This is a genomic window from Micromonospora sp. NPDC048947 (genome assembly GCF_040649495.1).
In the GTDB taxonomy this organism is placed as follows: domain Bacteria; phylum Actinomycetota; class Actinomycetes; order Mycobacteriales; family Micromonosporaceae; genus Micromonospora; species Micromonospora alfalfae.
The window spans coordinates 78,088-104,787 of sequence record NZ_JBEZFO010000021.1 but is presented as its reverse complement, the minus strand read 5'-3'; the positions used below and the strand labels follow the sequence as shown (position 1 = coordinate 104,787).

The following is a 26,700-nucleotide window of genomic DNA, read 5'->3' as shown; positions in this document are numbered from 1 at the left end:
CTGACAGCCGACTCCGGGTCAGCCGAGGTCGCGCAGGTCGAGGGCCTCGGCGAGGAGGCTTACGCCATCGTCGTCGTGTCGGTGAACGGTGCAGCCGGCGCGGGTGAAGCGAACGGTGACCACATCCCCGGCGTGCTGGGCCGCCAGGCGTAGCAGTTCCGGCTCGGGATCGGCGACATCACGCGGCCCGGAGCAGGGCAGCGGGATGGGCTCCCTCGGGTCGGTTGGGGCGGCCCCAGCTACGGCGTCGGTCAGGCATTCGACGCTCCAGGAGAGCGCGGCGGCCAGGCTCGGGCGGTAGGGGAAGTCGTCCGGGCGGACAGGTGCGTCAAGCGGCTTCACCTCGACCGACCAGCGCAATCCGTCGGCCAGCAGTGGGTCTGCGGCGTTGTGCCGCAGGTCGCACACGGCCACCACGAGGGCCAGGTCAAGGCCGAGGGCGAGCCGCAGCAGCTCGGACAACGGCGGCGCGTCGGGAGACGTCGCCACCACGATCAGACGGCCGGCCGGCGTACCCCGGCCCGTGCTGCGGACGTGCTCCCCGACCGGGTCGGCCCCGGCCCAGGGCAGGGTGACGTAACCGTCGCGGAGGTCTTTGCTGATCTGCTGCCCGCCGTCGGCGTCGGCCAGGTCGTCGGGCCGCGCGCCGAGCACGGCCGCCCAGGAGCCGAGCCGGTAACGGTCCGGAAGCTGGACGACGGGCTTGCCGCCCGGTTGGGTGGCGACCAGCGGAGCGACTTCGGGCGTACCGGCCTGCCAGGCCAGGTGCACCACCCGGTGCCGCAGGTCGGTGAGGGTGACCAGCACGGTCTGATGCAGGCGCTGGGTGTCGCCGCAGGTGAAGCAGTGCAGCGCCGATGGGCGCAGGCCGGCGCCGCAGCAGTGCGGGCAGTCGGGGTCGGTCGCGCGTCCGCCGAGCCGGCAGTCGCAGGCGCGTAGCCGGCTGTGTGGTCGGCAGTCCGGGCAGGGTCGCCAGTCCACTGGTTCACCCAGCCAGGACGGGTCGGGTGGTTCGTAGCCGCGGCTCACCGGCACCTGCACTCGGCGGACCACCTGACCGGTGGGCTGCTCGGTGAGGATCTCCACCGGCTCGCCGGCGCGCAAAGTGGTGTGCCACCAGCGGCCGTCGCGCCATAGGGCCTGCGCGCCGGGCAACTCGCCCCCGTTCAGGTCGACGCAGTCAGCGAGCACACGACGTTCGAGTTGGTCGACGTCCACGGCCAGGGCGGCGGGTGGGCGCGGCGAGTCGGGACGCAGCAGCCGGGCGGGGGCGGCCAGACCGCGCTCGGCCAGACCACTGAGCGCCTTGGCCACGTCGGTGCCGGCCAACATCTCCGGCAGGTCCCGGCACCAGCCGGGCGACCCGCGCGGCACCGGGGAGCCGGGCACCTCGTACCGGATGGCCCAGCAAAACATCGCATCCTGCCGGCGGGCCTCGACGACCAGGTCGAGCAGCAGCAGGTCGGCCAGCGCGCACAGCCGGGCCAGCCGTGCGGTCGGGTCGACGCTCGTCGGGGCGGTGGATCGGCCCAGCACCAGCCGCCAGGGAGCGTGATCGGCGCGCAGAATGGCGTGGGTCTCCAGCTCGTACCGAAGCGCTGCGGGCAGGTCGGGCCGCCACTGCCGGTCCAACCACAGCGAAGGCACGTCGGCCTCGTCCGGGACCGCGCCGACGGTGGCGGCGAGTTCGCGTACCCGGAAAGAAAGGTCGACCACCCAGTGGCCCGCCGGGTCGCGGTGGGGGTCGAGGCCGCCGGGCACGACCTGGAGGGAGGCGACAGCGCCGGTGTCCAGGTTCGCGACGGTGACCACGAGCTGCGCCCGCCGCCGGCCGCGCCGGCCGCAGCGATAACAGGGGTACGCGACGCTGCCCGCGCCGCGACACTGCTCGCACCTCCGGTATGCCTCCCGGCGCGGCCCGAGCACGTCGGCGTCGGCGAGGAACCGGTCGCCGTAGGTGGTGCACCGGCACGGTTCCAACGTGAAGGTCATCCCGTCGCAGTCCGGGCAGACGACGACGGGCACGGCGGTCACCGACACCGCCGGGCCGCGCAGTCGCCGTCGTGCTCGACGCGTCGCACGCACCGCCGACCGCCGTCGAGCGGTAGGTCGCAGAACACCCGATGGCGTACGCCCTGGGCGTCCTCGGCGGACACCGTGGTCTCACCGGCGTCCACTTCGGTGAGGAAGGTCAGGGAGCGGGCCAGGGTGCCGGCTAAGTGCTGGGCGGCCGGCAGGTCGGCGGCGGTGAACGGCAGGTGCGCCACCCAACGGGCGCTCATCGGCTGGCCGCCAGGTCCTCGCGGGCCCGCCGTGACTGCCAGCACTTCAGCGCATCCTTGATCCGCTCGGTCTCCCGCCGGCTGCTGCCCAGCGCCGCGTACACCTCGGCCAGATCCTGTGCGACTCGGTCGAGGAACTCGGCGACCTCCACGGCGTCCACGCCACCCCGGCCACGGCGGGTGAACCGGCGCCCGCGGACCTGCCAGGGCTTCAGGGGTACGTAGTTGGCCGCCCGATAGGACACCGGCCGGGGTGGCTCGGCCCGGAGATGACGGAGAATCGCGCGCACGAAGCAGCACCGCCCTTCCTCGTATTTTGATCGACGTTCGCCGGCGCGGGAATTGCGCTTCCATCGGCGTTGTCGGACCAATCTTGTAAGGTCGGAAGCACCATCGCAATGAATGTCGACTCACACTGTTCCGCTATTTGTACGCAACATTCCCCTGTTGCAGAACGGCTGTCGGGATGTTGCAAAACTCAACAGGAAGGAGAGCCGGGTGGCCGATGACATGGGCTCGACGGTGCCCCGACGCCAGCTCGGCAGGGCGCTGCGTGACCTGCGCACCGAGGCGGGAGCGACCCTCGACGCGGTCGCCGAAGCGCTGGAGTGCAGCCGCCAGAAGGTGTGGCGGATCGAGAGCGGGCTCGGCTCGGTGCGCGGCGTCGACGTCCGAGCGATGTGCGAGCTGTACGGGGCGACGGGCGAGCTGACCCGTGCGCTGACCTCTCTAGCCGGCGAGACGAGAGCGAAGGGCTGGTGGCACGCGTACGGCGACGCGGTCCCAGAATGGTTCGAGCTGTACGTCGGCCTCGAATCCGCGGCCTCCCATCTGCGCTTCTTCAACGAAGCAATGGTTCCGGGTCTCCTACAACATCGGGGTTACGCACTGGGCGTCTACCAACACCGGGCAGAGGTGAGCGACGAAGAGCGGGAGCGCCTGGTGCAGGTCCGCCTCCAACGTCAAGCCTTGCTGAGACGCCGCCTACCTCCACCTCCGAAGCTGGACGTGATCCTCTCCGAGGCAGCCCTCCTGCGGACAGTCGGCAGCCCCGACACGATGACGGATCAGCTCAATCACCTGCTGATGTTGGCAAACACAGCTACCAACTCGATCCGAATCCTGCCGCTCACTGCCGGCCTGCACCGTGGCGTCGAGGCAGGATCCTTCGTGATGCTCGACTTCCCGTTGGGCAACCGGGCCCTTCCGGAGCCTTCGGTGATCTACTGCGAGTCCTGGACGGGCGCTCTCTATCTTGATCGTCCGGACGAGTTCGCCGCCTACGAGCAGGTCTGGTCAAGCCTGGATCAGCTTGCCCTCGATGAAGGACAATCAAGGCACCTGATCAACAAGATCATCGGGGAGGTACATCATGGTTGATCTGACCGGCGCCCACTGGCGCAAGAGCACTCGCAGCGGCAGCAATGGCGGCGAGTGCGTCGAGGTTGCCGACAACCTGCCTGGCATCGTCGCTGTCCGCGACAGCAAGGACCCGCACGGCCCTGCGCTCACCTTCTCCCCCACCGCCTGGGCAAGCTTCGTGCGCTCGACCTGCATTTCCCGCTGAGGCTTCGGTGGGTGTCTCGGGGTCTCCTGGGACACCCACCCGCCGCGGGGGCTGCGCTCGACGACCGAGTTCGGTTAACGTGCGGCAGTGACCATCGGCGATGTCAAGGTGACGATCCGGAAGGCGATCAAGCGCTCGACAACGCCCGGATGAGCATCGAGAAGGCCAACGCCAAGCTCGCCGACGCGAGCGCGCTGGCAATCGCAGCCCTGCACGACAGCGAACGCGGCGAGGCGAAGCAGTCCCGTAAAGCCCTCCGTGGGGCTGCCGACGAGGTCGAGTTGGTACTTCGTCGAATCCAGGCTGCCAAGGACCATGCTGCCGCCTACCTCGCCGTCATCGGATGAGCGGAAGCATCGGCGAAGTTGTCGCCCAACTGAAAAGCGCTATCGACACCCTCCACAGCGCGACCGTTGTCGCGCGACGCGCTCAGGCTGACGCGGAACAGGCCAATACGCACTACACCCATGCAGCGCAGGGCAGCAGGCATCCCGAACTCACCGGCGCTGTGACCGAGAGCAAGACCGCTGGCGAGAAGGCCGGCAAACTCGCCCGCCTGATCAACGAGGCGGCCGACCACGTTGCCGCCTACTCCAATGCCGTCGCTCCCGGCTCTGCCCCGACCATGCAGCCATCCGAATCAGCCACACCGTCCGGTGAGGATCTGCTCACCGAGACCGTTGAGCGCGATTCCGCACGAAAGAACGTCGCCTCCTTCCTGAGTACGATGACCAGGAAGGCTGAGGACGTCCAGGAGAACACCCAGAAGTCGGTGGCGGCGGCCAGAGAAGCGTTCACGATCATTCGGGGTCCGCAGGGCCCACCAGGGGCGCAGCAAGCCGGCAGCGCAACCCCGGCGGCCGGCCCTACGGTAGGGCAGCGTCTCCTCAACGAAGCACCGGATGCGGCGGGACACCTCGTCGTGGTGGGGTTGGTGGCGAGCATCGCCGTCCACCGCTCCGTTCAATCGATCCGCAAGGGAATAGCGAGGTTACGAGATCGTGAGCGTACGGACCGAGTTCAGCGACCTGATTCGCGCGATGGCACGGCGTGACTGGGGCACCGTGGACCAACTCCTGGACGGGTTGGAGGCCACCGGATGGCGCGGCGGGAACCAGGTGATCGGCGCAGCGTTCGCTATCGCGGTCAACGACCGCTTCGGCACCGCCGACTCCCCCACCGACGTCGCTCGCTTCGTCGCCGAGACGCGCGCCCAGTTTCCGGGCGCGGAGTCGCTGCCCACCCTGGAGATGGAGGGGCTCGTCCGCGCGGCCCTCGGCGAGGTCGGGCTGATCGACAATCTCAGCCCCGAGACCGCCCTCCAGATGCAGATCGTATTCCTCGGTAAGCTGCTTCAGGACCGCGATCCCACCGAGACGCAGCTTGAAGAGTTCATCGCCGACGTGGAGCGCACGGCCGCCGAGTACATGTAAACGGCGAGGGCTGCGTGTCACCTTCATCTCCGATAGTGTCCGTCCGACCACGCAAACGTGAACTCGTTGCGCGATCATCAGACGGAGGGCGGCATGGCCAGCATCGAGGAAGTCAAGGCGGCGTTGATGCAGGCCGCGGAGCAGGGGAACTCCACGATTAACCAGATCCGGGCCGCCGCCGACAACACCGAGCAGATGCTGGCCCGGCTACGCGCCATCTCCGCTGGTACCGGGCACCCGGCGATCGCCGAAGCCATCGCACGCGGCGAACAGAGCAAGCAGCGCCTCGCCGAAGCCATGGCACTCGTGCAGGGCAGCTCGGAGGCGGCACGCCGCTACATCAGCATCCTCGGCTGAGGAGCCTCGCTCCGGTCCAAATGCTCGGGTCCGATCGGGCCGTCAGTCGCAATCGCAGAAGTAGACCGGCCCGCAGTCAGCCACCGGACAGAAGCGCAGACACAGACCAAACTGCTGACGCCTAGTTCTCCAACCGGCAAGCGCAATAGGCCACGCGGATCCCCCGACACCCAATTGGGCAACTCTTTCCGTTCGTACGCGCCGACGATCACGCCGCTTTTCACGCCGGATCGCGAGTAACTTCTCGTACCACCGCCTTACGAGGAGTCACTTGCATGTCTGAGGAAACCTGGCTCGCTGCCCGACTGATCCCTACGTCGGGCATCAACGGCGCGGAAGAACAAGAGCGTCGAGCGACCTCCGCCCTGCTGGCGGTGATGAGCGCGGTCCGGGAGTTCGGACGTGCGCTCACCCAGTCCCTCGGCGCACCGGCCGGATCGGTGCAGACCTTCATCGAAGTCCCGTTCAAGCTCGGAAACCAGCAGCTCTTTCCGGACGGTCTCATCCGTGTCACGCGAGGACAGCGGCAGTGGACGGCGCTGGTAGAGGTAAAGACCGGCAGTAACGCGCTCAAGACCGAGCAGTTGGAGGCATACCTGGATATCGCCCGGGAGCAGGGCTTCGACGCCCTTATCACGATCTCCAATGAAATCGCCCCCGTTCCGGGTCAACATCCGACCGCGATCGATCGCCGGAAGTTGCGCAAGGTCGCTCTGTACCACCTGCCCTGGACGGAGATTCTGACCCAGGCGGTGATCCAGAAGGAATACCGCGGCGTCGCTGATCCGGACCAGGCGTGGATCCTGGGCGAGCTGATCAGATATCTCGAGCATCCCCGATCAGGCGCGCTGGAGTTCAGCGACATGGGGCCGGCCTGGGTGCAGGTGCGCGACGGAGTATCAGCCGGAACGCTGCGGGCCAGCGACAGCGGAGCGGCGGACGTGGTCGGACGCTTCGACGCCCTGATCCGTTACGCCTGCCTGCGTCTCGGACGACAGTTGGGTACTGATGTCACCCCTGCGCTGAGCCGCCGCGATCTTAGCGATCCGGCCGCGCGCACTCAGGCGCTGGTCAACCAACTCTGCACTACCGGAACGCTGACCGGCAGCATCAGGATTCCAGGCGCGGTCGGCCCTCTCCAGGTTGTGGCCGACCTGCGGGCCGGGCAGATCGCCTGCCATGTCGATGTGGACGCCCCTCGCACCGGCAGACCGACCACAAGGGTGAACTGGTTGATTCGCCAACTGAGGGACGCGCCGGAGACGGTTCGCATCGAGGCGTTCGCCATGCATGCCCGAGGCGGTGGTGCGACGGACCTCCTGCGCCAGGTCCGCACCGAACCTACGACGCTGATCGTCGACCCCACCCGCGAGCTTCGGGCGTTCCGGGTCGCCCAGAGCACGGCGGCGGGAACGAAGCGTGGCAGCGGACGGGGTGCCTTCATCGATTCTGTCTTACAGGCGATCGACGACTTCTACGAGCAGATCATCCAGAACTTGAAGCCGTGGATGCCCGCGCCGCCGCGCCTGCGTACGCCCGAAGACGTCGCGCCCGTGCAGCCGGTCGCGGCCAGCCTCGTCTCCACCGCCATCTCGTCCCAGGACAGCCCGGAGTTCGATACGCCAACGGCGAGGGACAGCAACTCTGGAGTTGGCAGCCAGTTGGAGGAGTGATCCGAACCCGGTGAACCCCGCACCTCGGCCCTTCCGGGCAAATAGCGCCACCGCCAGATCCATCGGCGTAAACATTGCGGCGGGGCGGGAATCACCAGGTCAGGACGGTGCCCACGGTCCGCTGACGAACTGCCCGTCGCCGACGAACGGGCGGACGTTCGGCACGCACCCGCCCAGGCCCATGGTCTGGGTCATCATGACCGGGGCCGGCTTGCCGCGACCGCCGCACTTCATGTGGGCGAAGCCGAGGAAGTGACCGAACTCGTGATTGATCACGCCGGCGTGGTACTCGTCGATGCTGACCGGGTATCCCGGTGAGCCCTGGAGCCACCGCCGCAGATTGATCATGATCGTCTTGCCGTACTTGCAGGAGTAGACGCCCTCGGTGTCGACGCCGCTCGCGCCGCAGAGCCTGTCCACCGTCCTCGGCGTTGCGAGCCGCACGTCGACGTCGACGGTGGAGGTGCCGACCCGCTGGAAGGACCACGACGCCCGGGTCAGGTTCACCGCCGCGTTGGTGACCGGGTGCTGTGCCGACGTGGCCCACCCGTTCGGGGCCGCCAACACCTGCTCGATGCTCGCGGCGAACCGGTCCGGCTTCCAGGCGGGGATGTCACCCCATTTGATGCCCTTCTCCACCGAGACGCTGTAGCGCACCCGCTTCTTGCCCTTGCCTATCACGCGACCGTTGCCGCTGGCGGTGGTGAAGGTGCCGCCTGCCCTGGTGGGGATCTGCGCGTCGGTCGGGATCTCCGGAGTCGGGCTGGAGGTCGGCGTATCGCTGCGGCTCGGAGCTGAGCTCTGCGCAATCGGGCCGGGGCGGGGGACTTCGGCCTGCCCGGACGCCGGTGTGGACAGGCCACAGGCGGCGGTCGTCAGCACCGCTGCCAACGAGATCGGCACGAGCAACTGTCGGCTGATCCGCACGTCGAAACCTCCAGGAGCGATCACGGTGAAGTGAGGAACACCGGGAGGCTACGTGACTGCGGGTAAGGAAATTGTCAGTAGAAAACTGCCCTACGTGATCGTCGCAGTCGGTTTGAGCGAGGTCAGGCGGCCGCTACGACGTGGTCGATCACCAGGTGGGCGGCACCGGTGATGCCGACGTCCTGGCCAGCGGCCACGCGTTCGATGAGCAGGGTCTGGGTGGCCAGTGGGAGGCACCGCTCGTAGAGGGTGGCCCGCATGCTGGCCAGCAGGGGCTCGCAGTCGGCAAGCCGACCACCGATCGCCACCACCTGCGGGTTGAAGAAGTTGACCACCACGGCCAGGATCTCGCCGACGGCGCGGCCGGCCTGCCGGGCGAGGGCGGTGGCCTGCCGGTCACCGTCGTCGATCAGGCGAATCACACCGGTCAGGTCGGAGACCGGCACACCCTGCTCCCGGAGCGCGGTGACCAGTGCGGCTCCGCTGGCCACCGCCTCCAGGCAACCGGCGTTGCCACAGGTGCACGGTGGCGCGGGATCGGCCACCACCCGACAGTGGCTGATGTCCCCGGCCGATCCCTGCGCGCCCCGGTGCAACCGTCCACTGGCGATCACACCGGAGCCGATTCCGGTGCCAGCCTTGATGTAGACGGCGTGGTCCAACTCGGAATGCGCGGTGCGGTGCGCGCCGAGCGCCATCAGGTTGGCGTCGTTGTCCACGATGACCGGCACGTCGACACGGCCGGCGCAGAACGCGGCGACGTCGAAGCCGTTCCAGCCGGGCATCCGCGATGGACTGACGATCCGTCCGGTGGAGTGCTGCACCGGACCGGGGATCCCGATGCCGACGCCGCGGAGCGCGGAGCCGCCGGCCACCGCCAGGTCGCCGGCCGCCGGAGCGCTGCCAACCAGCGTGGCGACCTCGGCGAGCAGCGCGCCGAGCACCGCCTCCGGGCCGTCCTCGATGCGGACCGGCAGGGTACGGGCCTTGACCACCCGCCCGGAGAGATCCAGGGTGCCGACGCGGGCGTGATGCGCTCCGAGGTCGATGGCACCGACCACTGCGCCGCCGGTGGGCACGGCGAGTTGGCGGGGTCGCCGCCCACCCCGGGACCGCCCGGCGCCGGCCTCCTCCAGCAGCCCCTGACTGATCAACGCCTCGACCCGCTGGGAGACCGTCGACGGGGAGAGCCCGGAGAGGCGGGACAGGTCGGCCCGACTGACGGCCGCACCGGTGGCCACCCAGCGCAGTAGCTCCCGGGGGCCGCCCCGGAGGGCATCGCGTGGCGCGTCGTCAATCGTCACGTCAGCTTCTTAGCACCCGGAGTTTGTTCAAGCAACCGGTTGACTTAGTTTGCTGGCTACCTTTAGATGACGCTGTTGGTTCGATATGAAGCTGACTTAGTTTTGTAGTCGAAGGAAGTGAGGCCGTCTGGTGGCACCGGAGACGACGGGTGCGAACCGACCGATGGTGTCGGTACGCGGCCTGAACAAGTGGTTCGGTCCGCTGCACGTGCTCAAGGACATCGACCTCACTGTGGCCGCCGGCGAGGTGGTCGTCGTGGTGGGGCCCTCCGGCTCCGGCAAGTCGACACTGTGCCGCTGCCTCAACCGGCTGGAGACCGCCGGGCAGGGCAGCGTCGAGATCGACGGTGAGCCGCTGCCCGCCGAGGGCCGCGCGCTGGCCCGGCTGCGCGCCGATGTCGGCATGGTCTTCCAGTCCTTCAACCTCTTCGGCCACAAGACGGTGCTGGACAACATCACCCTCGGCCCCACCCGGGTCCGTCGGATCGCCCGACCCGAGGCGCGGCAGCAGGCGATGGCCCTGCTGGAGCGCGTCGGCATCGCCGACAAGGCGGACCACCACCCGGCCCAACTCTCCGGCGGGCAGCAGCAGCGGGCCGCGATCGCCCGAGCCCTGGCGATGCAACCGAAGGTGCTGCTCTTCGACGAGCCGACCTCGGCCCTCGACCCGGAAATGGTCAACGAGGTGCTCGACGTGATGGTCTCTCTCGCCGCCGAGGGGATGACCATGATCGTGGTGACCCACGAGATGGGCTTCGCCCGTCGCGCCGCCGACCGGGTGGTCTTCATGGACGACGGTCGGATCGTCGAATCCGGCGCACCCGACGACTTCTTCGCAGCTCCGCGCACCGAGCGGGCCCGCGACTTCCTATCCAAGATCCTCCAGCACTAGCCCCCAACGGGAGGGTGTCATGTCAATCCTCAAGATGAGCTTCACCAGGCGGCGGTCGCTCGCCCTCACCGCCACCGCGGTAGCGGTGGCCCTCGCCGCCACCGGCTGTGGCGGCGACAGCGGCGGCAGTGCTCCGGCGCTGCCCGGCAACCCCGGCCTGGGCGGCGACGGCGTGGTAGCCCAGTCGGTGTACGACGCCGCCCCGGTGGCCACCGACGCGGACATCCCGGCCGGTTCGACGATGGACGCGATCCGCAAGCGCGGCTACCTGAACATCGGCGGATCGCTGGACGCGCCGCTGCTCGCCCAGCAGAACCCGGTCAGCGGCACCATCGAGGGCTTCGACGCCGACATGGCGAAGTTGCTGGCGAAGTACATCACCGGCAAGCCCGAGGTGAAGACGACGACCATCGGCACCCAGACCCGGGAGGCCATGCTCCAGGCCAAGTCGGTTGACGCGGTCTTCCAGACGTACACGATCACCCCGCAGCGGGCCACCCAGGTCGCCTTCGCCGGGCCGTACCTCACCTCCGGCCTCGCCGTCGGGGTCCGCAAGGACGACACCTCGATCAAGAGCGTCAAGGACCTCGCCGGCAAGACCGTGATCGTCGGGGCGAACACCCCCGCCGTCACCGCGCTGCCCTCCGCCGCGCCCGGCTCGAAGCAGATCGCCTTCGGCACCGACCCGCAGGCGTTGCAGGCGCTGCTGCAGAAGCGCGGCGACGCGTACGTGCAGGACTTCACGCTGCTCGCCTCGGGCGCCAAGGCGAACCCGGGGATGAAGGTGGTGGGCGAGCCGTTCACCACCGAGGCCTACGGCATCGGCCTCAACAAGGAGGACGCGCAGTTCAAGGAGTTCGTCAACAACTGGCTGAAGAAGATCCAGGCCGACGGCACGTGGGCGAAGGTCTGGGAAGGCACCCTCGGCTCGGTGGTGGAGGGTGGGGCGCCCACTCCGCCCGCCCTCGGTTCCGCCGACGGCTCCTGAGCAGCCTCTCGTACCGATGGAAGCCCTCACCGCCCACCTGAGCGAGCTTGGCCACGGCCTGGTCACGACTGTCGAACTGACAGTCGTGACCACCGTCGGCGCGATGCTGCTGGGCATCGTCGTGGCCACCCTGCGCATCGCCCCCGTCCCGCTGCTGCGCGCCATCGGCACCGCGTACGTGGAGGTGTTCCAGAACCTGCCGCTGCTGGCGTTGCTGGTCCTCTTCGTGTTCGCGCTGCCGACCATCGGCATCACGTTCCCGCTGTTCACCTCCGCCGCGATCGTCATCGCGGTGTACGAGGGGGCGTACCTGGCCGAGGCGATCCGCGCCGGGATCAACACGGTTGGTGTGGGCCAGGCTGAGGCAGCCCGAGCCATCGGCCTCACCTTCGGCCAGTCCCTGCGGCACGTGATCCTGCCGCAGGGACTTCGGGCGGTGATCCAGCCGATCGGCAACATCTGCATCGCGCTGCTGATGAACACCTCGCTGGCCGCCGCCGTCGGCGTTGTCGAGCTGACCCAGGCGGCCAACACCGTCAACCTGGTCGAGGCTCAACCGATCGCTGTGTTCACCGGCGCGGGCCTCGCCTACATGCTGCTGGCGCTGATCATCGGTCAGGTCACCGGCCTGCTCGAACGAAGGCTGGCGATCGTCCGATGAACAAGACGCAACAGATCCTCTTCGACGAGCCCGGTCCGCGCGCCCAACGGCGGATCCGGATCGCCACAGTGCTGGGCGCCGTTCTCCTGGCCGGTGCAGTGGTCGCGGCCGTCTACCAGTTCGCCAGCCACGGCGAGTTGGCCGCCGCCCGGTGGGAGCCGTTCACCACCTGGCCCATCTGGCGGTACCTGCTCAACGGCCTCTGGGCAACGGTGCGCGCCGCCGCCGCGACAGCGGTGCTCAGCGCCGCGCTCGGACTGCTGCTGGCGCTCGGCCGGCTGTCGACGCACCGACCGCTGCGATGGCTGGCCGGCGCGTACGTGGAGATCTTCCGGACCGTACCCACCCTGCTGCTGATCTACGTGACGCTGTTCGCGCTGCCGCAGTACGGGCTGAACTTCCCGCTGTTCTGGAAGCTCGTGGTGCCGCTGGTGGTCTCCAACTCGGCGGCGTTCGCGGAGATCTTCCGATCCGGCATCCTGGCACTGGACCGAGGGCAGACCGAGGCCGGCCTCGCGGTCGGGCTGCGCCGCGGGCAGGTGATGGCGCTGGTGGTGCTGCCGCAGGCGCTGCTCCAACTCGCCCCGTCCCTGGTCAGCCAGCTGGTCGGGCTGCTCAAGGACACCTCGCTCGGCTTCGTGGTCAGCTACACCGAGCTGCTCTACAGCGGGCAGGTGCTCTCCTCGTACACCCACCTGCTGATCCAGACGTTCCTGGTGGTGGCGCTGATCTACCTGGTGGTCAACGCCTCGCTGTCGAAGTTCGCCCGCGTACTCCAGGCCCGCAACGGCCGCTTCGGCGGCCGGCGCGGACGGCGGACCGCCGAGCTGCCCCCACCACTCCTCGAAGGGAACACCCCCCGGTGACCATTTTCCGTTACGCCGAACTGGCCCAGGTCGTGCGCAACGGCTTCGTCGAGAGCCGGCACTACGGCAGCGTCGTGGTGCTCGCCCCGGACGGAACTGTCGCCCTGGCCGCCGGCGTACCCGACGAGCCGGTGCTGCCCCGCTCCACCCTCAAGCCGGTGCAGGCTCTGGCCTGCCGGATCGCGGCGGGTGACGAGCTGACCGGGCCGGCGTTGGCCCTCGCCGCCGGCAGCCACACCGGCGACGACAGGCACGTCGAGGTGGTTCGGGCGATGCTGGCCGGGGCCGGCCTGACCGAGGACGCGCTCGGCTGCCCGGTGGACTGGCCGGAGGACGAACCGACCCGGGACCGGTTGATCCGCGCCGGCGGACAGCGCGACCGGATCCGGATGAACTGCTCCGGCAAGCACGCCGCGATGCTGGTCGCCTGCGTCGCCCGGTCCTGGAGCACAGACGACTACCTCGACCCGGACCACCCGCTCCAGCGGGAAACCGCCGCCTCAGTCGCCCGGCTGGCCGGCTCGCCGATCGCGCACCACGCGGTCGACGGCTGTGGGGCACCGCTGTTCGGCCTGTCGCTGACCGGCCTGGCCCGCACCTTCCAGGCGTTGATCACCGCGCCCGCCGGCAGCGACGAGGCCTTGGTCGCGCAGGCAATGCGCCAACACCCTGAGTACGTCGGTGGTTGGAACGGGCACCCGAACACCGATCTCATGCGGGCGCTGCCCGGCGTCCTCGCCAAGGGTGGGGCCGAAGGCGTGCTCGCGGTGGCCGCGCCGGACGGTCACGCGGTGGCGGTGAAGGCGATCGACGGTTCGCCCCGCGCCACCACCGCCATCGCCCTCGCCGCCCTCGACGCCGTGGGCGTACCGGTGGGTGGGGCCGACGCGCTGCGCCAGGTGCCGGTGCTCGGCGGCGGCGTACCCGTTGGTGCCGTCACGGCCGCCATCGACTGGACCACAGCACCGTCTCGGACCGAAGCGGCATCGCCTCGCACGGAAAAGGAAGAATCATGAACACATTCGAGATCTGCATCGACAGCGTCGAGGGAGCGGTCGCCGCCGAGGAGGCCGGCGCCGACCGGGTGGAGTTGTGCTCAGCGCTCTTCGACGGCGGGCTGACCCCCAGCCTGGGCACCATCGAGACGACGATGCGGGCGGTCAGCCGGATCCGGGTACACGTGATCGTCCGTCCCCGGGCCGGTGACTTCATCTACTCGCCGTTCGAGGTCGAGGCCATGGAGCGGGACGTCCGGGCCGCGGTGGCAGCCGGCGCGCACGGCATCGTGATCGGCGCGTTGACCGCCGAGGGTGACGTCGACGTGCCGACCACCCGCCGGCTGATCGCCGCCGCGGGCGACGCCAGCATCACCTTCCACAGGGCGTTCGACATGACCCGTGACCCGCACGCGGCGCTGGAGCAGCTGATCGAGCTGGGCGTGCACCGGGTGCTCACCTCGGGGCAGGAGGTCAGCGTGCTGGAGGGTGCTCCGCTCATCGCCGACCTGGTGCGCCGGGCCGCCGGCCGGATCGTCATCATGCCGGGCGGTGGCATCACCCCGCGCAACATCGCCCGGATCGTCGAGGCGACCGGCGCCGACGAGTACCACTTCGCGGCACTGGTCAGCTCGGACAGCCCGGCCGTGCACCGCAACCCCGCGCCGCTGATGGGTGGCAGCCTGAACCGGCCCGAGTACGAGCGTTCGGGCACCTCGGGCACCCTGGTCGGCCAGGTGCTTGCCGCCGCCCGCGCCTGACCTTTCGCGCTCCGGGCGCGAGAATCGTGCTTCCAGGGCGCTGATCGTGCTCGAACATGGATGTAGTGGCTTCCTTACTGCGGGAGGCCACTACATCCTGGATCGAGCGCGATCGTGGAAGCAGTGTCCGCCCCCGGTTCGTCCGCCGCCAAGCCGCCAGCGGGCGGCCGTACCGCTCAGTCGGCGGCTACGACCGTCGGGCTGCCGGCCACGGGGAGCGCCGTCGCGCGGGCGTACCGGATCGCGGCCGGGGTGTCCGTGAAGACCAGCCCTTCGCGGCGCAGGTCGTCAGCCACACCCAGTGTGGCCAGCACCTGGTCGTGTGCGGGGGTGATGCCGGAGAGCAGGACGGTGATCCCGCGTCCGCGTAGCCGCCGGATCGCATCGCCGAGGACGTGCGCGCCGGTGGCGTCCATGGTGGTCACCCGGGACATTCGCAGGATGACGACACGGACGTCGGTGACCTCGGAGAGTTCGAGGAGGAAGGTGTGGGCGGCGGCGAAGAAGAGCGGCCCGTCCAGCCGGTACGCGACGATGTGTTCGGTGAGCAGCGCGTACTCCTCGGCGCTGTGTTCGCCTGGGTCGAGGGGCACCTGTTCCAGCCGGGCGCTGCGGGCCACCGCGCGCAGGGCGAGCACCACGGCGACGCCGACGCCGACCGCGACGGCGGTGACGAGGTCCCAGATCACCGTGACGGCGAAGGTGAGTACCAGCACGACGGCATCACCCCGGGTGGCCCGGGCCAGCGCCCACAGCGAGCCGGCCTCCACCATGCGGACGGTGGTGGCGAGCAGCACCCCGGCCAGGGCGGCGAGTGGGATCCGGCCGACCAGCGGCGCGGCGGCCAGCACGATGGCGGCGAGGGCGACGGCGTGGGTGAGGGCCGCCAGCTTCGAGGCCGCCCCGGCGCGGACGTTGACAGCTGTCCGGGCGATGGCGGCGGTGGCCGGGATGCCGCCGAAGAGGGGGGCGGCGAGGTTGGCCATCCCCTGACCGAAGAGTTCCCGGTCCGGGTCGTGCCGCTCGCCGACGGTCATGCCATCGGCGACGGTGGCGGACAGCAGGCTCTCCAGGGCGGCGAGCGCGGCGACGGCGAGAGCGCTGGGCAGCAGCACGCCCAGCGCGCCGAGGTCGAGGAAGCCGAGCGAGGGCGCGGGCAGGCCCTGCGGCAACGCGCCGATCCGGACCAGATCGACCGGGACGACCTCGGCGACGACGGTGGCGGCCCCCACGCCGAGCAGCGAGAACGGCAGGCCGGGTCGCCACCGGGCACCCAGCAGCATCAGCGCCGCGACGGCGACGGCCACCGCGAGCGCGGCAGGCCGCGGGTGTACGACGAAACTGGCGACCGCGTCGAAGGCGACGGCCCAGACCTTCTCCCCGTGCGCGTCGGTGACGCCCAGTGCGGCGGGCACCTGTTGCAGCGCGATGACCACGGCGATGCCGGCGGTGAAGCCCTCCAGCACTGGGGTGGGCAGGTAGCGGACGTACCGGCCCAGGCGGGCCACGGCGAGCGCGATCAGCACCAGGCCAGCCATCGCCCCGACCATCAGCACGCCGGTGGCTCCGAACTGCTGCACCACCGGCACCAGCACCACTGTCATCGCTCCGGTCGGCCCGGAGACCTGGAGGTTGGAGCCCCCGAAGACAGCGGCCACCGCACCGGCGATCACGGCGGTGATCAACCCGGCCTGGGCGCCCAGCCCGGAGGTGACACCGAACGCCAGGGCCAACGGCAGCGCCACGACCGCCACGGTGAGCCCGGCCAGCAGGTCCCGGCGCGGTGAGCGGTGGACCGCGGCCCAGTCGGCCCGTCCGGGTAGCAGCCCGAGGAGTCGCTCTCGGACCACCGGGATGGCCTCGCTCACCTGTCCGCGCCGGTGGCGCGCAGCTCCCCGAGGAGGCCGTCGCGGTCGGTGAGGACCGCGCCGAGGATCCGCCGCCCGGCGGCCAGCAGGTCGGCCACGTCCGGGGTGCTGAGCGCGTACATGACGAGGGGACCGTCGCGGTGTGAGGTGACCATTCCGGCGCGGCGCAGCACCGCGAGTTGCTGGGAGAGGTTGGAGGCCTCGACCTCGATGACGGCGAGCAGGTCGCGGACCGGCTTCGGGCCGTCCTGGAGCAGTTCGAGGACCCGGATGCGCACCGGGTGCCCGAGGGTGCGGAAGAGTTCCGCCTTCGCCTGGTACAGCGGGACCGACATGAACACCCTCCCCGATCGATACGAAGACTTTAGCACTTGAAGAAGTCTTCAACTGCCGGCCCCCAAGGGAGCAACCCGCCGTGGCAGCACTGGTCCGCAACGGCCTTTGCATCGCTTCCCGTGGTTTACTCGCAGGGATGCGCTTGTAACACCCCACGAACTAGGGGCACACGGCTAATGCTGCTGAGTTTCCGCTTCGCCAACCACCGATCGTTCCGCGACGAGTACCAGCTCAACCTGACGCCCGTCTACGGGGACGGGGCCTCAGCCGACGAGCCGGCCCCACAGGCGGTCCAGGTCGTCGGCATCTTCGGGGCCAACGCCTCTGGCAAGTCAAACTGCCTCGGCGCGTTGGCGTTCATGCGGCAGACCGTCGTGGAATCCGACCGCGCGGTCGAGCCTGGCCTAGGTCTGCACCGAGAGCCGTTCGGGTTGGATCCGGAACTCGCCACCCGGCCGTCACGCTATGTCGTCGACCTCCTGCTCGGCGGCGTCCGGCACACCTACGGCTTCACGATCGATGACGACCAGGTGCGGGAGGAATGGCTCTACCACTATCCGGTCGGGCGCAGGCGCCGCGTGTTCGAGCGGGACGGCGACACCTTCTCCTGGGGCGAGGAGACGGGCCGACGTAACGACCTGGAGCAGATCGCCGGCATCACCGCTCCGACAGCGCTTTTCCTGAGCACGGTCGCCCGCTTTGGTCACAGCCGCCCCCAGTCGGACCCGGCAGACCCCCAGCCGCTGCACGACACCTACCGGTGGTTCTACCTGATGGGTCAAGGCACTGACCCCACCCCTGGGCTGTCCACTCTCACCCGCATCGGCCAATCGGACGCCGACGAGGTACGCCGGCTCGCTGTGGACCTGTTGCAGGCCGCCGATGTCGGCATTGTCGACGTCGTCGTTCTCTCGGATACAGCCGACGACCATTCCGCCTGGGCCGAGTCGTCGGCCCAGGGCATGAGGGCCCGGGTGAAAAAGGCCATGGCGGGAGCCCGGCGCCCACCGGTCATCCTGTTCAAGCATCAGGGACCGCACGGTCTCGCGCTGCTCGACCTACAGAACCAGTCGACCGGCACACGGCGACTGCTGACCCTGGGCCTGCACGCCGCCACGATGCTGCGCAGCGGTGCCACGATGCTGATCGACGAGATCGACGCAAGCCTCCATCCGGTGCTCACCGCGAAGCTCGTCAGCCTGTTCCGTAGCCCGCAGGTGAACCCCCTGGGCAGCCAACTCATCTTCACCAGTCACGACGCCGCCCTACTCGGCACCCTCGACGGGGAGGAGATCCTGCGCCGCGACGAGATCTGGTTCGTGGAGAAAGACGACGAGGGCGCGTCCTCGCTGTACCCGCTGACCGATTTCAAGCCCCGTAAGGAAGGCGAGAACCGTCAGCGCCGTTACTTGAACGGCAACTACGGCGCGGTTCCCAACCTGTCCACCGACCTGTTCGAACAGGCCCTTGCCAACCGTGGAGGCCCGAATGACGCCACGGCAGGGTAACCGGCAAGCCGCCGGCTCGCGGTCCGGCCGTGGCCGGGAGACCGACCTGCGACGGCGCGCGTCGACCCGGGAACAACGGACGACCATCCTGATCGCCACGAACGGTGAGTCGACGGAACGGGCCTACTTCAACGGCCTCAAGCAGGAGGCGTGGGTACGGCCCCGGGTGGTCGTCGTGGCAGAACGCGGCTCGCCGGTCAACGTGGTACGAGGTGCAGCACGACGCCGTCAACGCGACGACTTCGACGAGGCATGGGCCGTCTGCGACGTCGATGAATTCGCCACGGAGCAGGCGGCCCGCGAAGCTGTCGCCACCGATGTCAAGCTGGCCTGGTCCAATCCCTGCTTCGAGGTGTGGCTGCTGCTCCACTACAGCAACCACACCGGGTTCGTGGAGAACGCCAAGCGGGCCCGCGACCTGTTGCGCGAACACAACCCTGCCTGGGACAAGACCGCGCTCGACTTCGCCAACTTCCGCGACCGGATTGAGGACGCCTGCCGACGGGCTGATCGGCTTGACTCGTCCCCGGAGGGCAACCCGTCCACTTCCGTCGGCCAGATCATCGCCGCGCTACGCGATGATCGTGCCCGACAGGGAAGTGATCGGGTCGCCCCATGAGCCTTGGCTCGTAAGCGGGGTCGGCTTAGCGTTGGCGGATGTCGTTGACGCAGCGCAGCACTGGTCGGGTGCTCAGCGCCCGGTCGTCCAGCGCGGTGTGCGCGCGCACGATGAAGGTGGCCGACTCACCCGGCAGCAGCGTGACCAGGGCTGTGTCCACCTCAGCCGAGGCATCGAGGCGGTCCGCGAACAGCGTCAGGTCGCGCAGCACCGTGCGGGCCGTGACCCGGACCCGCTGCCCACCGTCGACAGGCTCGACGGTCGCGTCCCAGGCCGCCGCCGGCCAGTCCACCTCCCGGTCCTCGGCGAAGAACCACAGGGCGCGCTCCGCGGTGCCACCGGCCTCCGCGACCAGCACCTCGCGCCGGGCATCCTCCGGCCGCGCCAGGTCCGCCGGCAGCGCCACCACCACCGAGGAGTACGCCGGGACGTCGAGGTCGACCGAGGTCTTCGCCCTCGGCTCCCCGGTGAGCGTGAACCGGGTGACAGCGGCTGTCGCGGTCCACGCCTCGGCGGTCTCGTTGACCGCGACCACTGCCAGCCCGCCGTCGCGGGGCTGCACGGTGAGCAGCCGGTCGGCGTACGCGCGGCGCAGCGCGTACCACAGGGGTTTGCGGCGGCCGTCGCCGTCGACTGCCGACCAGGAGGTCACCGGCCAGCAGTCGTTGAGCTGCCAGACGATGGTGCCCGCGCAGACGTCCCGGTGGGAGCGGAAGTGTTCGACGCCGAGCTGGATCGCCCGGGCCTGGTTGAGCTGCGTCAGGTAGTGCCAGTCGTCGAAGTCCGCCGGGGCGGGCAGGTGCGCGTCGAGGCCCCGCTGGAGCTTGGCGTCACCGCCGGCCGCCTTCTGGTGGTGCGCCATGCCCGGTGAGTCGTGGGCCAGGGGTTCGTCGCTCAACGCGCGGCGCAGCGTGGCGTACGCCGGTGGGGCCTGGTAGCCGAACTCGGCGACGAAGCGCGGGACGTACTCCCGGTATCTGGTGTAGTCGTCGGTGTTCCACACGTCCCAGATGTGGGTGGTGCCGTGCGCCGGGTCGTTGGGGTGGATCGCGTCCGTTCCCGACCAGGGGCTGCCCGGCCAGTACGGGCGGGTCGGGTCCAGCTCGCCGACGATCCGGGGCAGCACGTCGAGGTAGTAGCCGCGCCCCCAGGTGCGCCCGGCGAGGGCCTGCTGCCAGTCCCAGTCGTGCCAGCCCCAGATGTTCTCGTTGTTGCCGGTCCAGAGCACCAACGACGGGTACGGCGCGAGCCGGGTCACCTGCTCGGCGGCCTCGGCGGCCACCTCGGTGCCGAACGGCTCCTCCTCCGGGTACGCGGCGCAGGCGAAGAGGAAGTCCTGCTGGACGAGGAGACCGCGCTCGTCGGCGAGGTCGTAGAAGTCGGCCGACTCGTACCGGCCGCCGCCCCAGACCCGCAGCAGGTTGACGTTGGCGTCGATCGCCTGGTCGAAGCGCTCGGCCAGCCGGGTCCGGGTGATCCGGGTGGGGAACGTGTCGTCCGGGATCCAGTTGACCCCGCGGACGAAGACCGGGACGTCGTTGACCGACAACGCGAACGGGGTGCCGTGCTCGTCGGGTGTGGTGTTCAGCCGTACCGAGCGGAAGCCGATGCGGTGCGACCAGTCGTCCACTGTGTCGCCGTTCGGTGCGTGCAGTGTCACAGTGATCGGGTGACGGGTCTGCTCGCCGTACCCCCGGGGCCACCACAGCGCGGGATCGCGGACGGTGAGGGTCAGCACGGCAGTGCGCTGCCCGGCCGGGACGATCACCTCGGCGCGGACGCCGGCCACGGCGGCGCGGACGGTCAGCGGGACGTCGGCGACCCGCTCGACCTCGACGTGCACCTCGACCCGGCCGTCGCGTCCGTCCATCGTGACAAGTGGACGGACGGTGGCCAGTCGAGCTGTCGACCAGGCGTGCAGGCTGATCTCCTGCCAGATGCCGGCGGTGACCAGTGTCGGCCCCCAGTCCCAGCCGAAGTTGCAGGCCATCTTGCGGATGAAGTGGAACGGCTCCGGGTAGGCGTTCGGCCGGTCGCCGAGCCGCTCCTGCTGTGCCTCGGCGTAGCGGTACGCGGAGTCGAACGTGACGACCAGGTCGTTGTCCCCGTCGCGCAGCAGCGGTCGGACGTCGAAGCGGTAGCCGCGGTGCATGTTCGCGGTGCGGCCGACCTCGACACCGTTGAGGGTGAGCGTGGCGACAGTGTCCAGGCCGGCGCAGACCAGGTCGACGCGCTCGTCGTCGCCCGCCCGGTGCAGGAATGTGGCCTGGTAGACCCAGTCGGTGCGCCCGATCCAGGCCAGCGCCCGCTCGTTGTCGTCGAGGTACGGGTCGGGAATCAGCCCGGCGTCGAGCAGATCGGTGTGCACGCAGCCCGGCACTGTCGCCGGCACGGACCGGTCGGCGACCTCCTCGGGCACCTGTGCTCCGGGGGCCGCTCGCACCGTCCAACCGTCGTAGAGTGCCTGTCGGCTCACGATTTCACCGCACCTTCCCGCATCGAAAGATGCCGAACTGAACCGGATAAGCTGAGCCACCGTACGGTCCGGAAATCCGGGCTGTCAACGGCCAGAGAGCGAAGGAGCACGCCGGTGAAGCGGCCGACAATCGCCGACGTCGCCCAACGCGCCGGGGTGTCCAAGGGCGCCGTGTCGTACGCGCTGAACGGGCAGCCCGGCGTCTCCGAGGCCACCCGGCAGCGCATCCTGGCCATTGCCACCGAGATCGGGTTCAGCCGCAGCAGCGCCGCCCGCGCCCTCTCGGCCGCCGCTGCCGGCGCGATCGGCCTGGCCCTGTGCCGACCGGCGCGGACCCTCGGCGTCGAGCCGTTCTTCATGGCGCTGATCAGTGGCGTCGAGGCCGAACTCTCCGCCCGCTCGTACGCGCTGACCCTCCAGGTGGTGGCCGACCCGGACGCCGAGATCGCTGTCTACCGGCGCTGGTGGGGCGAACGGCGGGTGGACGGGGTGCTCGTCTGCGACCTGCGCACCGACGACAGGCGCATCCCCGCACTCGAACAGCTGCAACTGCCGGCGGTGGTGATCGGCGGCCCTGGCGGCACCGGTGAGCTGGCGAGTCTCTGGTCCGACGACGCCGCCGCGTTGACCGAGACGGTGGAGTACCTGGTCGCGCTCGGGCACCGGCGGATCGCGCGGGTCGCCGGCCTGCCCGACCTGCGGCACACCGAGATCCGAACCGACGCCTTCGCGGCGGTCCGCGAGCGGCTCGGCCTGGTCGACGCTGTCACCGTCTGGTCCGACTACACCGGCGAGGAGGGCGGTCGGGCCACCCGCCGGTTGCTCAGTTCGGCCAGCCGGCCCACTGCTGTCATCTACGACAACGACGTGATGGCCATCGCCGGGCTCTCCGTCGCCCAGGAGATGGGTCTGACAGTGCCCGGTGATCTGTCCATCGTGGCCTGGGACGACTCGCCGTTGTGCCGCCTGGTGCACCCGCCGCTGACCGCGCTGGGCCGGGACATCCCGGCGTACGGGGCGCACGCCGCCCGGCAACTGCTCGCCGTCGTCGCCGGGCAACCGGCCGGCCGGGTGCAGGACGAGACACCCCACCTCACGCCGCGCGGCAGCACCGCACCGCCCCGGGACAGATGAACCGGTTCAGCGGGACGCTGAGGGAAACTCCTCGAAGTACGCCTCGACCCGTTCGGCAGTCGCCGGCCGGGCCAGCGCGAACCCCTGCCCGTACCGGCAACCACCCCGGCGCGCCCCCTCGACCTGGGTCGACGACTCCAACTCCTCGGCGACGATCTCGACGCCCAACCGCTCGCCCACGTTGACCACCACGTCGATCAGCGGCGGTTGCCCGTCCGGCCGAGCGCCCACCAACTCCGGGCCCACCTTGAGCAGGTCGATCGGCAGGCGGCGAAGCTGGGCCAGCGAGGCGTGCTCGGCCCGGAAGTCGTCCAACGCGGTGCGTACGCCCAACGACCGCAGCCCGGCCAGGCGGGCCACCACTGTCGACAGGTCACCGGCGACCCTCGGCTCACTCACCTCCACCACCAACCGCTCCGGCGGCACCCCGTACGCGGCCAGCACGGCCGCGAGCCGCTGGACGAAGTCGGGAGTGGTCAGCTCCCGGGTGGTGACGTTGACAGCCATCCACAGCTCCCGGACACCCACCGACCAGTCGGACAACTGCCGGCAGGCCCGGTCCAGCACCCACCACTCCAACTCGCCCACCAGGTCCAGATCCTCGGCGACCGGCAGCAACTCGGCCGGAAGCACAGTGCCGAGCACCGGGCTGCGCCACCGCAACAGCGCCTCCGCACCCACCGGCTGCCCGTCGGCCAGGTCGACCAGCGGCTGGTAGACGAGGTCCAGCTCGCCGCGCGCCACCGCACCGGGCAGTTCCCGCTCCAGGTCGAGCCGGCGCACCAGTTGTTCCTCAAGGAACGCGTCGTACCACTCCACCCGGTCCCGGCCCAGCTGCACGGCCCGTCGTCGGGCCAGCTCGGCCTGCCGGAGCACGTCCGCCGGCCCGGCGCCACTCACCTCGGCCAACCCGATGCTCGTCTGCACGCGCAGCATCGCGCCGGCAAGCCGGTAGGGCGGGCTGAGCGCGCTCAACAGTCGGGTGCCCAGCGCGTACGCCAGCACCGGGCCGGCGGCGGTGACCACAGCGAAGCCGGTACCCGTGCAGCCGGTGACCAGATCGTCGGGGGCGATGACAGCGCGTGCCCGGTGCACCGCCTCGGCCAACACGTCCTCCCGGGCCGTCGGGCCGAACCCCTCGGTGCCGTGCAGGTCCACCAGCAGCAGCGCACCGGCCGGCGCCGGAACGTCGCCGATCGCGGCCAGGGCGTCCAGCAGTGCGGCCCGGTCGCCCGGGGTACCGCTCGCCGACGCGGGTCGCCGGTTGAGCCCCGACCACGCGGAACCGTGGTCAGGCGACCAGGTCGACCCGGCACCCGTCGCGGTGGCCGCGCCCTCCGGGACGCCGAGGGCTCCCTCGGGCGGCGGCTCCGGGGTGCCCGGCCAGCGTCCCGGTGCCGCCCGGCGGTGGTGCAGCGCCCGACCGGTCGGCCGCCGATGGGCGGCCCGTCGACCGGACGTGGCCGCGTCATTCGCCCGCAGCAGCTCGCGCAACACCAGGGGCGGCACCGCCGCCAGGGCCAACAGCACGCTCGTCCGGTCCGGTGCGCGGCCGGCGCCCAGGTGCAGACCCGACGCCAGCAGCAGCACCGCAGCCGGGAGCACCGCCCTGGGCCAGGCCGCGGCGACCCGCTCCACCGGCTCCGTGTCGTCCGCCGCATCCGCCGCGCCGACAGCGACGAGCAACATCCCGAACACCAATGGGGGTACGGCCAGCAGCGCCGCCCGGCCGGCCGGCGCGGACGGCAACGTGGCCAGCAGCACCAGCCCGCCCACTGTGAGCAGGACGCCGCCCCGGCAGACCGACGCACCCGTACGCCGTCGTGGCCCCGCGAACGCGTTCAACGAGGCCATGCCCAACCCGCCGAGCGTCAACGCGGCGACCAGCCGAACCGGGACCGGTAGGCCGTCGGTGGGCAGCAGCAACCAGCCGGCGAGGGCCAGACCGACGGCCGGGCCGGTCGACTCGACCAGCCACCGCAACCGGACCGAGGCCGCCGGCCGCGGTCGGCCGGGCAGCCGGTTCAGACCGGCCGTCGAGAGGGCCGCCACGACCAGCGACCCGGTCAGCACGGCGACGGTGTGCCCGATGCCGGCCAGGGGCACCACGACGGCGGTGAGACCCGCCGCCACCACCGCCGCGTCGAGCAGCACCCCCGCCGCACGCGGTGTCGGATCGGTGCCGCGTCGGTAGGCCAGCCGGGACAGTCGCAGCCCGGCGAGCGTGGCACCGGCACCGGCGGCCAGCGCTGTCACCACGGCTGGCGGGACCAGGTCGACGACACCGGCGAGGAGGAGCAGCGCCACCGCCACGGACGTGGCGGCCTCCGGTGCCGCACGGCGGGGGACGAGAACGCGGAACGGGTACGCGAGGAGCACGGCGGTCGCCTTCGTGAGGGGGCACGGGGGCGGTGCGGCGGTGCGGGACATCGGACGTTGCGAGTCCGCTACCCACGATTGGCAACGATGGACGGCCGAATTGGTTACTTGCCGGTCACTCAGGGGATACAACGACCTGTGTCACTGTACGGCGTACCGCAGGCCGCCGGCACCGCCCGCCGCGAGCCGAAACAACATGAAGTGGGATCATCGGAGGGTGAGTAAGCCCGACACGGTCCGCTTCCGGTACAACCAAGCCATCCTGGTGGCCGCGATCATCGCCTTCGTCGGCGCCCTGCCGCTGGCAAACGCCCGGGACTACCTGCTGCCGGTGCTGCTCGTCCCACTCGCCGTCGCGGTGTGGGCCTGGCGGGCCGGCACCGACGCCGACGCGCGGGAGCTACGCATCCGGGCGCTGGTCGGGCAACGTCGGATCGACTGGGACCAGGTCGTCGAGCTGACCACCGACCAGCGCGGGCGCGCAGTGGCCCGACTCGACGACGGCCACCAGGTCACCCTGCCGGCGGTCCGTGGGGCGGATCTGCCCCGACTGGTCGCGGCAACCGGCCAGCAGCTGCCTGACGCTGCGGCGGAGACCCCCGGTCAGTAGCCGTCGACCACCGTGTTGATCAGAGGTTGCCCGGCGGCGAACCGACGGACCTGGTCGCCCACCAGCCGGTAGGCCCGTGGCAACAACCCGCGCACCGACCCGGCCACGTGTGGGGTGAGCAGCACGTTCGGCATGACCCACAGCGGCGAGTCCGCGGGCAGCGGCTCCGGGTCGGTGACGTCCAACGCCGCCATGATCCGACCGGTGCCCAGCTCGGCGACGAGCGCCTCGGTGTCCGCCACCGGGCCCCGGGCGGCGTTGACCAGCAGCGCCCCGTCCGGCATCGCGGCCAGGAACGCCTTGTCGATCAGGCCACGGGTCTGGTCGGTGAGCGGCACCAGCACCACCACCACGTCCGCGTCGGGCAGCAGCCGGGGCAGCTCCTCGACGGCGTGCACCCCCTGCTCCGGGCGGGCCGTCCTGGCGACCAGTGTGAAACTCACGTCGAACGGGGCGAGCCGGTCGCGTACCGCGGTGCCGATCGAGCCGGCGCCGATGATGAGCACCCGCTTACCGGTCAGCTCGTCGGTCGGGGCGTTCCCCGCATACGCCCAGCGCCGCTCGGCCTGCGCGCGGACGAACGCCGGAAACGCCCGCAGCTGGGTGAGGATCGCGGTGACCACCCACTCGGCGGTGGACGGGTCGTGCACACCCCGGGCATCGCAGAGCGTGACAGCAGGCGGTGTCCGGCCGGCCCAGGCGTCCGCCCCGGCGGAGAGCAACTGCACCACCGCCAGGTCGGGCAGCTCCCGCAGCACCGCCGTCGCGTCCGAGCCACCCAGGAACGGCGGCACCCAGAAGCGGACGTCGGCCGCCTCGGACGGCATCCGATCGGTGTGCTCGAAGACCTCCACCGTCACGTCCGCGGGCAGCTCGCCCAGGAGGTTCACGCCGGCCGGGTGCGGAATCCATACCTTCACGTCCGCTGACGATAGTCCCCGCCGCCGCAGCCGGTGAGGGCACGGCGGTGAACCGACGTACCGAGCGCTGGCGCACAGGGCCGCGGCGGGCGAGACTCAGCACACCGAGGTTCGACCCGGGCCCTGGCGAGGTATAAGGAAGGG

27 protein-coding genes are annotated in these 26,700 nt (G+C 70.4%); 17 read left to right on the top strand and 10 right to left on the bottom strand.

Annotation, left to right across the window (positions count from 1 at the left end; translation table 11 throughout):
- Positions 1 to 18: 18 nt before the first annotated feature.
- The 3 genes from AB0B98_RS26755 to AB0B98_RS26745 are packed head-to-tail and all read right to left on the bottom strand — an operon-like array spanning position 19 to position 2,572.
- The gene (locus AB0B98_RS26755) at positions 19 to 2,034 is read right to left on the bottom strand and encodes a hypothetical protein (protein WP_357366211.1); all 2,016 of its coding nucleotides are present in this window, start codon (positions 2,032 to 2,034) and stop codon (positions 19 to 21) included.
- On the bottom strand, positions 2,031 to 2,282 hold the full coding sequence (locus AB0B98_RS26750) for a hypothetical protein (RefSeq protein ID WP_357366209.1): 252 nt from the start codon (positions 2,280 to 2,282) through the stop codon (positions 2,031 to 2,033). Before AB0B98_RS26750 ends, AB0B98_RS26755 begins: the two co-directional genes overlap by 4 nt.
- Positions 2,279 to 2,572, bottom strand: a complete 294-nt coding sequence (locus AB0B98_RS26745; RefSeq protein ID WP_357366208.1) for a DivIVA domain-containing protein — start codon at positions 2,570 to 2,572, stop codon at positions 2,279 to 2,281. Before AB0B98_RS26745 ends, AB0B98_RS26750 begins: the two co-directional genes overlap by 4 nt.
- A 112-nt stretch (positions 2,573 to 2,684) precedes the next feature.
- On the opposite strand from AB0B98_RS26745, the gene AB0B98_RS26740 reads away from it, so the two are divergent.
- From AB0B98_RS26740 to AB0B98_RS26710, 7 genes are all read left to right on the top strand, one after another.
- The gene (locus AB0B98_RS26740) at positions 2,685 to 3,662 is read left to right on the top strand and encodes a helix-turn-helix transcriptional regulator (protein ID WP_357366206.1); all 978 of its coding nucleotides are present in this window, start codon (positions 2,685 to 2,687) and stop codon (positions 3,660 to 3,662) included.
- On the top strand, positions 3,655 to 3,849 hold the full coding sequence (locus AB0B98_RS26735; protein ID WP_357366205.1) for a DUF397 domain-containing protein: 195 nt from the start codon (positions 3,655 to 3,657) through the stop codon (positions 3,847 to 3,849). Before AB0B98_RS26740 ends, AB0B98_RS26735 begins: the two co-directional genes overlap by 8 nt.
- A gap of 149 nt (positions 3,850 to 3,998) precedes the next feature.
- Positions 3,999 to 4,196 carry a hypothetical protein gene (locus AB0B98_RS26730; protein ID WP_357366204.1) on the top strand — a complete coding sequence of 66 codons (198 nt, stop codon included), beginning with the start codon at positions 3,999 to 4,001 and terminating at the stop codon, positions 4,194 to 4,196.
- Complete coding sequence (locus tag AB0B98_RS26725) at positions 4,193 to 4,903, top strand: hypothetical protein (RefSeq protein WP_357366202.1); 711 nt, start codon at positions 4,193 to 4,195, stop codon at positions 4,901 to 4,903. Before AB0B98_RS26730 ends, AB0B98_RS26725 begins: the two co-directional genes overlap by 4 nt.
- Entirely contained in the window at positions 4,851 to 5,282 is a 432-nt protein-coding gene (locus AB0B98_RS26720; protein WP_357366201.1) for a hypothetical protein, read from the top strand. Before AB0B98_RS26725 ends, AB0B98_RS26720 begins: the two co-directional genes overlap by 53 nt.
- 93 nt (positions 5,283 to 5,375) lie before the next feature.
- A complete protein-coding gene (locus AB0B98_RS26715; protein ID WP_357366199.1) occupies positions 5,376 to 5,639 on the top strand; it encodes a hypothetical protein in 264 nt (87 codons plus the stop codon).
- Positions 5,640 to 5,914: 275 nt separating this feature from the next.
- Entirely contained in the window at positions 5,915 to 7,312 is a 1,398-nt protein-coding gene (locus AB0B98_RS26710) for a stress response protein (protein ID WP_357366197.1), read from the top strand.
- 99 nt (positions 7,313 to 7,411) lie between these two features.
- On the opposite strand, the gene AB0B98_RS26705 is transcribed toward AB0B98_RS26710, so the two are convergent.
- Together AB0B98_RS26705 and AB0B98_RS26700 are read right to left on the bottom strand one after the other, a co-directional pair.
- Positions 7,412 to 8,239 carry a DUF3152 domain-containing protein gene (locus tag AB0B98_RS26705; RefSeq protein WP_357366195.1) on the bottom strand — a complete coding sequence of 276 codons (828 nt, stop codon included), beginning with the start codon at positions 8,237 to 8,239 and terminating at the stop codon, positions 7,412 to 7,414.
- 122 nt (positions 8,240 to 8,361) lie between these two features.
- The gene (locus AB0B98_RS26700; protein WP_357366193.1) at positions 8,362 to 9,543 is read right to left on the bottom strand and encodes an ROK family transcriptional regulator; all 1,182 of its coding nucleotides are present in this window, start codon (positions 9,541 to 9,543) and stop codon (positions 8,362 to 8,364) included.
- Between the two features lie 163 nt (positions 9,544 to 9,706).
- Between AB0B98_RS26700 and AB0B98_RS26695 the strand changes: the two genes are divergently transcribed.
- The 6 genes from AB0B98_RS26695 to AB0B98_RS26670 are packed head-to-tail and all read left to right on the top strand — an operon-like array spanning position 9,707 to position 14,706.
- On the top strand, positions 9,707 to 10,435 hold the full coding sequence (locus AB0B98_RS26695; RefSeq protein ID WP_238681896.1) for an amino acid ABC transporter ATP-binding protein: 729 nt from the start codon (positions 9,707 to 9,709) through the stop codon (positions 10,433 to 10,435).
- Positions 10,436 to 10,454: 19 nt separating this feature from the next.
- On the top strand, positions 10,455 to 11,423 hold the full coding sequence (locus tag AB0B98_RS26690; protein WP_357366190.1) for a glutamate ABC transporter substrate-binding protein: 969 nt from the start codon (positions 10,455 to 10,457) through the stop codon (positions 11,421 to 11,423).
- Between the two features lie 16 nt (positions 11,424 to 11,439).
- On the top strand, positions 11,440 to 12,084 hold the full coding sequence (locus AB0B98_RS26685) for an amino acid ABC transporter permease (protein WP_112582064.1): 645 nt from the start codon (positions 11,440 to 11,442) through the stop codon (positions 12,082 to 12,084).
- Positions 12,081 to 12,950, top strand: coding sequence for an amino acid ABC transporter permease (locus AB0B98_RS26680; protein ID WP_238671010.1), 870 nt, complete (start codon positions 12,081 to 12,083; stop codon positions 12,948 to 12,950). Before AB0B98_RS26685 ends, AB0B98_RS26680 begins: the two co-directional genes overlap by 4 nt.
- Positions 12,947 to 13,966, top strand: coding sequence for an asparaginase (locus tag AB0B98_RS26675; RefSeq protein ID WP_357366188.1), 1,020 nt, complete (start codon positions 12,947 to 12,949; stop codon positions 13,964 to 13,966). Before AB0B98_RS26680 ends, AB0B98_RS26675 begins: the two co-directional genes overlap by 4 nt.
- On the top strand, positions 13,963 to 14,706 hold the full coding sequence (locus AB0B98_RS26670; RefSeq protein WP_357366186.1) for a copper homeostasis protein CutC: 744 nt from the start codon (positions 13,963 to 13,965) through the stop codon (positions 14,704 to 14,706). The genes AB0B98_RS26675 and AB0B98_RS26670 overlap by 4 nt, the downstream gene beginning before the upstream one ends.
- A 176-nt stretch (positions 14,707 to 14,882) precedes the next feature.
- Here AB0B98_RS26670 and AB0B98_RS26665 read toward each other — a convergent pair whose 3' ends face one another.
- Positions 14,883 to 16,574, bottom strand: coding sequence for a SulP family inorganic anion transporter (locus AB0B98_RS26665; protein ID WP_357366184.1), 1,692 nt, complete (start codon positions 16,572 to 16,574; stop codon positions 14,883 to 14,885).
- The gene (locus tag AB0B98_RS26660; RefSeq protein WP_112604395.1) at positions 16,571 to 16,909 is read right to left on the bottom strand and encodes a metalloregulator ArsR/SmtB family transcription factor; all 339 of its coding nucleotides are present in this window, start codon (positions 16,907 to 16,909) and stop codon (positions 16,571 to 16,573) included. Before AB0B98_RS26660 ends, AB0B98_RS26665 begins: the two co-directional genes overlap by 4 nt.
- Before the next feature lie 120 nt (positions 16,910 to 17,029).
- Between AB0B98_RS26660 and AB0B98_RS26655 the strand changes: the two genes are divergently transcribed.
- Positions 17,030 to 18,418 (top strand): AAA family ATPase, encoded by a 1,389-nt coding sequence (locus tag AB0B98_RS26655; RefSeq protein ID WP_357366181.1) that lies wholly within the window; start codon positions 17,030 to 17,032, stop codon positions 18,416 to 18,418.
- On the top strand, positions 18,399 to 19,037 hold the full coding sequence (locus AB0B98_RS26650; protein WP_357366179.1) for an RloB family protein: 639 nt from the start codon (positions 18,399 to 18,401) through the stop codon (positions 19,035 to 19,037). The genes AB0B98_RS26655 and AB0B98_RS26650 overlap by 20 nt, the downstream gene beginning before the upstream one ends.
- Positions 19,038 to 19,062: 25 nt before the next feature.
- Here AB0B98_RS26650 and AB0B98_RS26645 read toward each other — a convergent pair whose 3' ends face one another.
- Positions 19,063 to 21,513 (bottom strand): glycoside hydrolase family 2 protein, encoded by a 2,451-nt coding sequence (locus AB0B98_RS26645; RefSeq protein WP_357366177.1) that lies wholly within the window; start codon positions 21,511 to 21,513, stop codon positions 19,063 to 19,065.
- A gap of 114 nt (positions 21,514 to 21,627) precedes the next feature.
- On the opposite strand from AB0B98_RS26645, the gene AB0B98_RS26640 reads away from it, so the two are divergent.
- Positions 21,628 to 22,647, top strand: coding sequence for a LacI family DNA-binding transcriptional regulator (locus AB0B98_RS26640; RefSeq protein ID WP_357366175.1), 1,020 nt, complete (start codon positions 21,628 to 21,630; stop codon positions 22,645 to 22,647).
- 6 nt (positions 22,648 to 22,653) lie between these two features.
- Here the strand turns inward: AB0B98_RS26640 and AB0B98_RS26635 are convergent, their stop codons facing one another.
- Complete coding sequence (locus AB0B98_RS26635; protein WP_357366173.1) at positions 22,654 to 25,026, bottom strand: GGDEF domain-containing phosphodiesterase; 2,373 nt, start codon at positions 25,024 to 25,026, stop codon at positions 22,654 to 22,656.
- A 217-nt stretch (positions 25,027 to 25,243) separates the two neighbouring features.
- Between AB0B98_RS26635 and AB0B98_RS26630 the strand changes: the two genes are divergently transcribed.
- Positions 25,244 to 25,636, top strand: a complete 393-nt coding sequence (locus AB0B98_RS26630) for a PH domain-containing protein (RefSeq protein ID WP_357366171.1) — start codon at positions 25,244 to 25,246, stop codon at positions 25,634 to 25,636.
- Here AB0B98_RS26630 and AB0B98_RS26625 read toward each other — a convergent pair.
- Complete coding sequence (locus AB0B98_RS26625; RefSeq protein WP_357270142.1) at positions 25,630 to 26,556, bottom strand: 2-hydroxyacid dehydrogenase; 927 nt, start codon at positions 26,554 to 26,556, stop codon at positions 25,630 to 25,632. The two genes, AB0B98_RS26630 and AB0B98_RS26625, sit on opposite strands and share 7 nt — an antisense overlap.
- Positions 26,557 to 26,700: the final 144 nt, after the last annotated feature.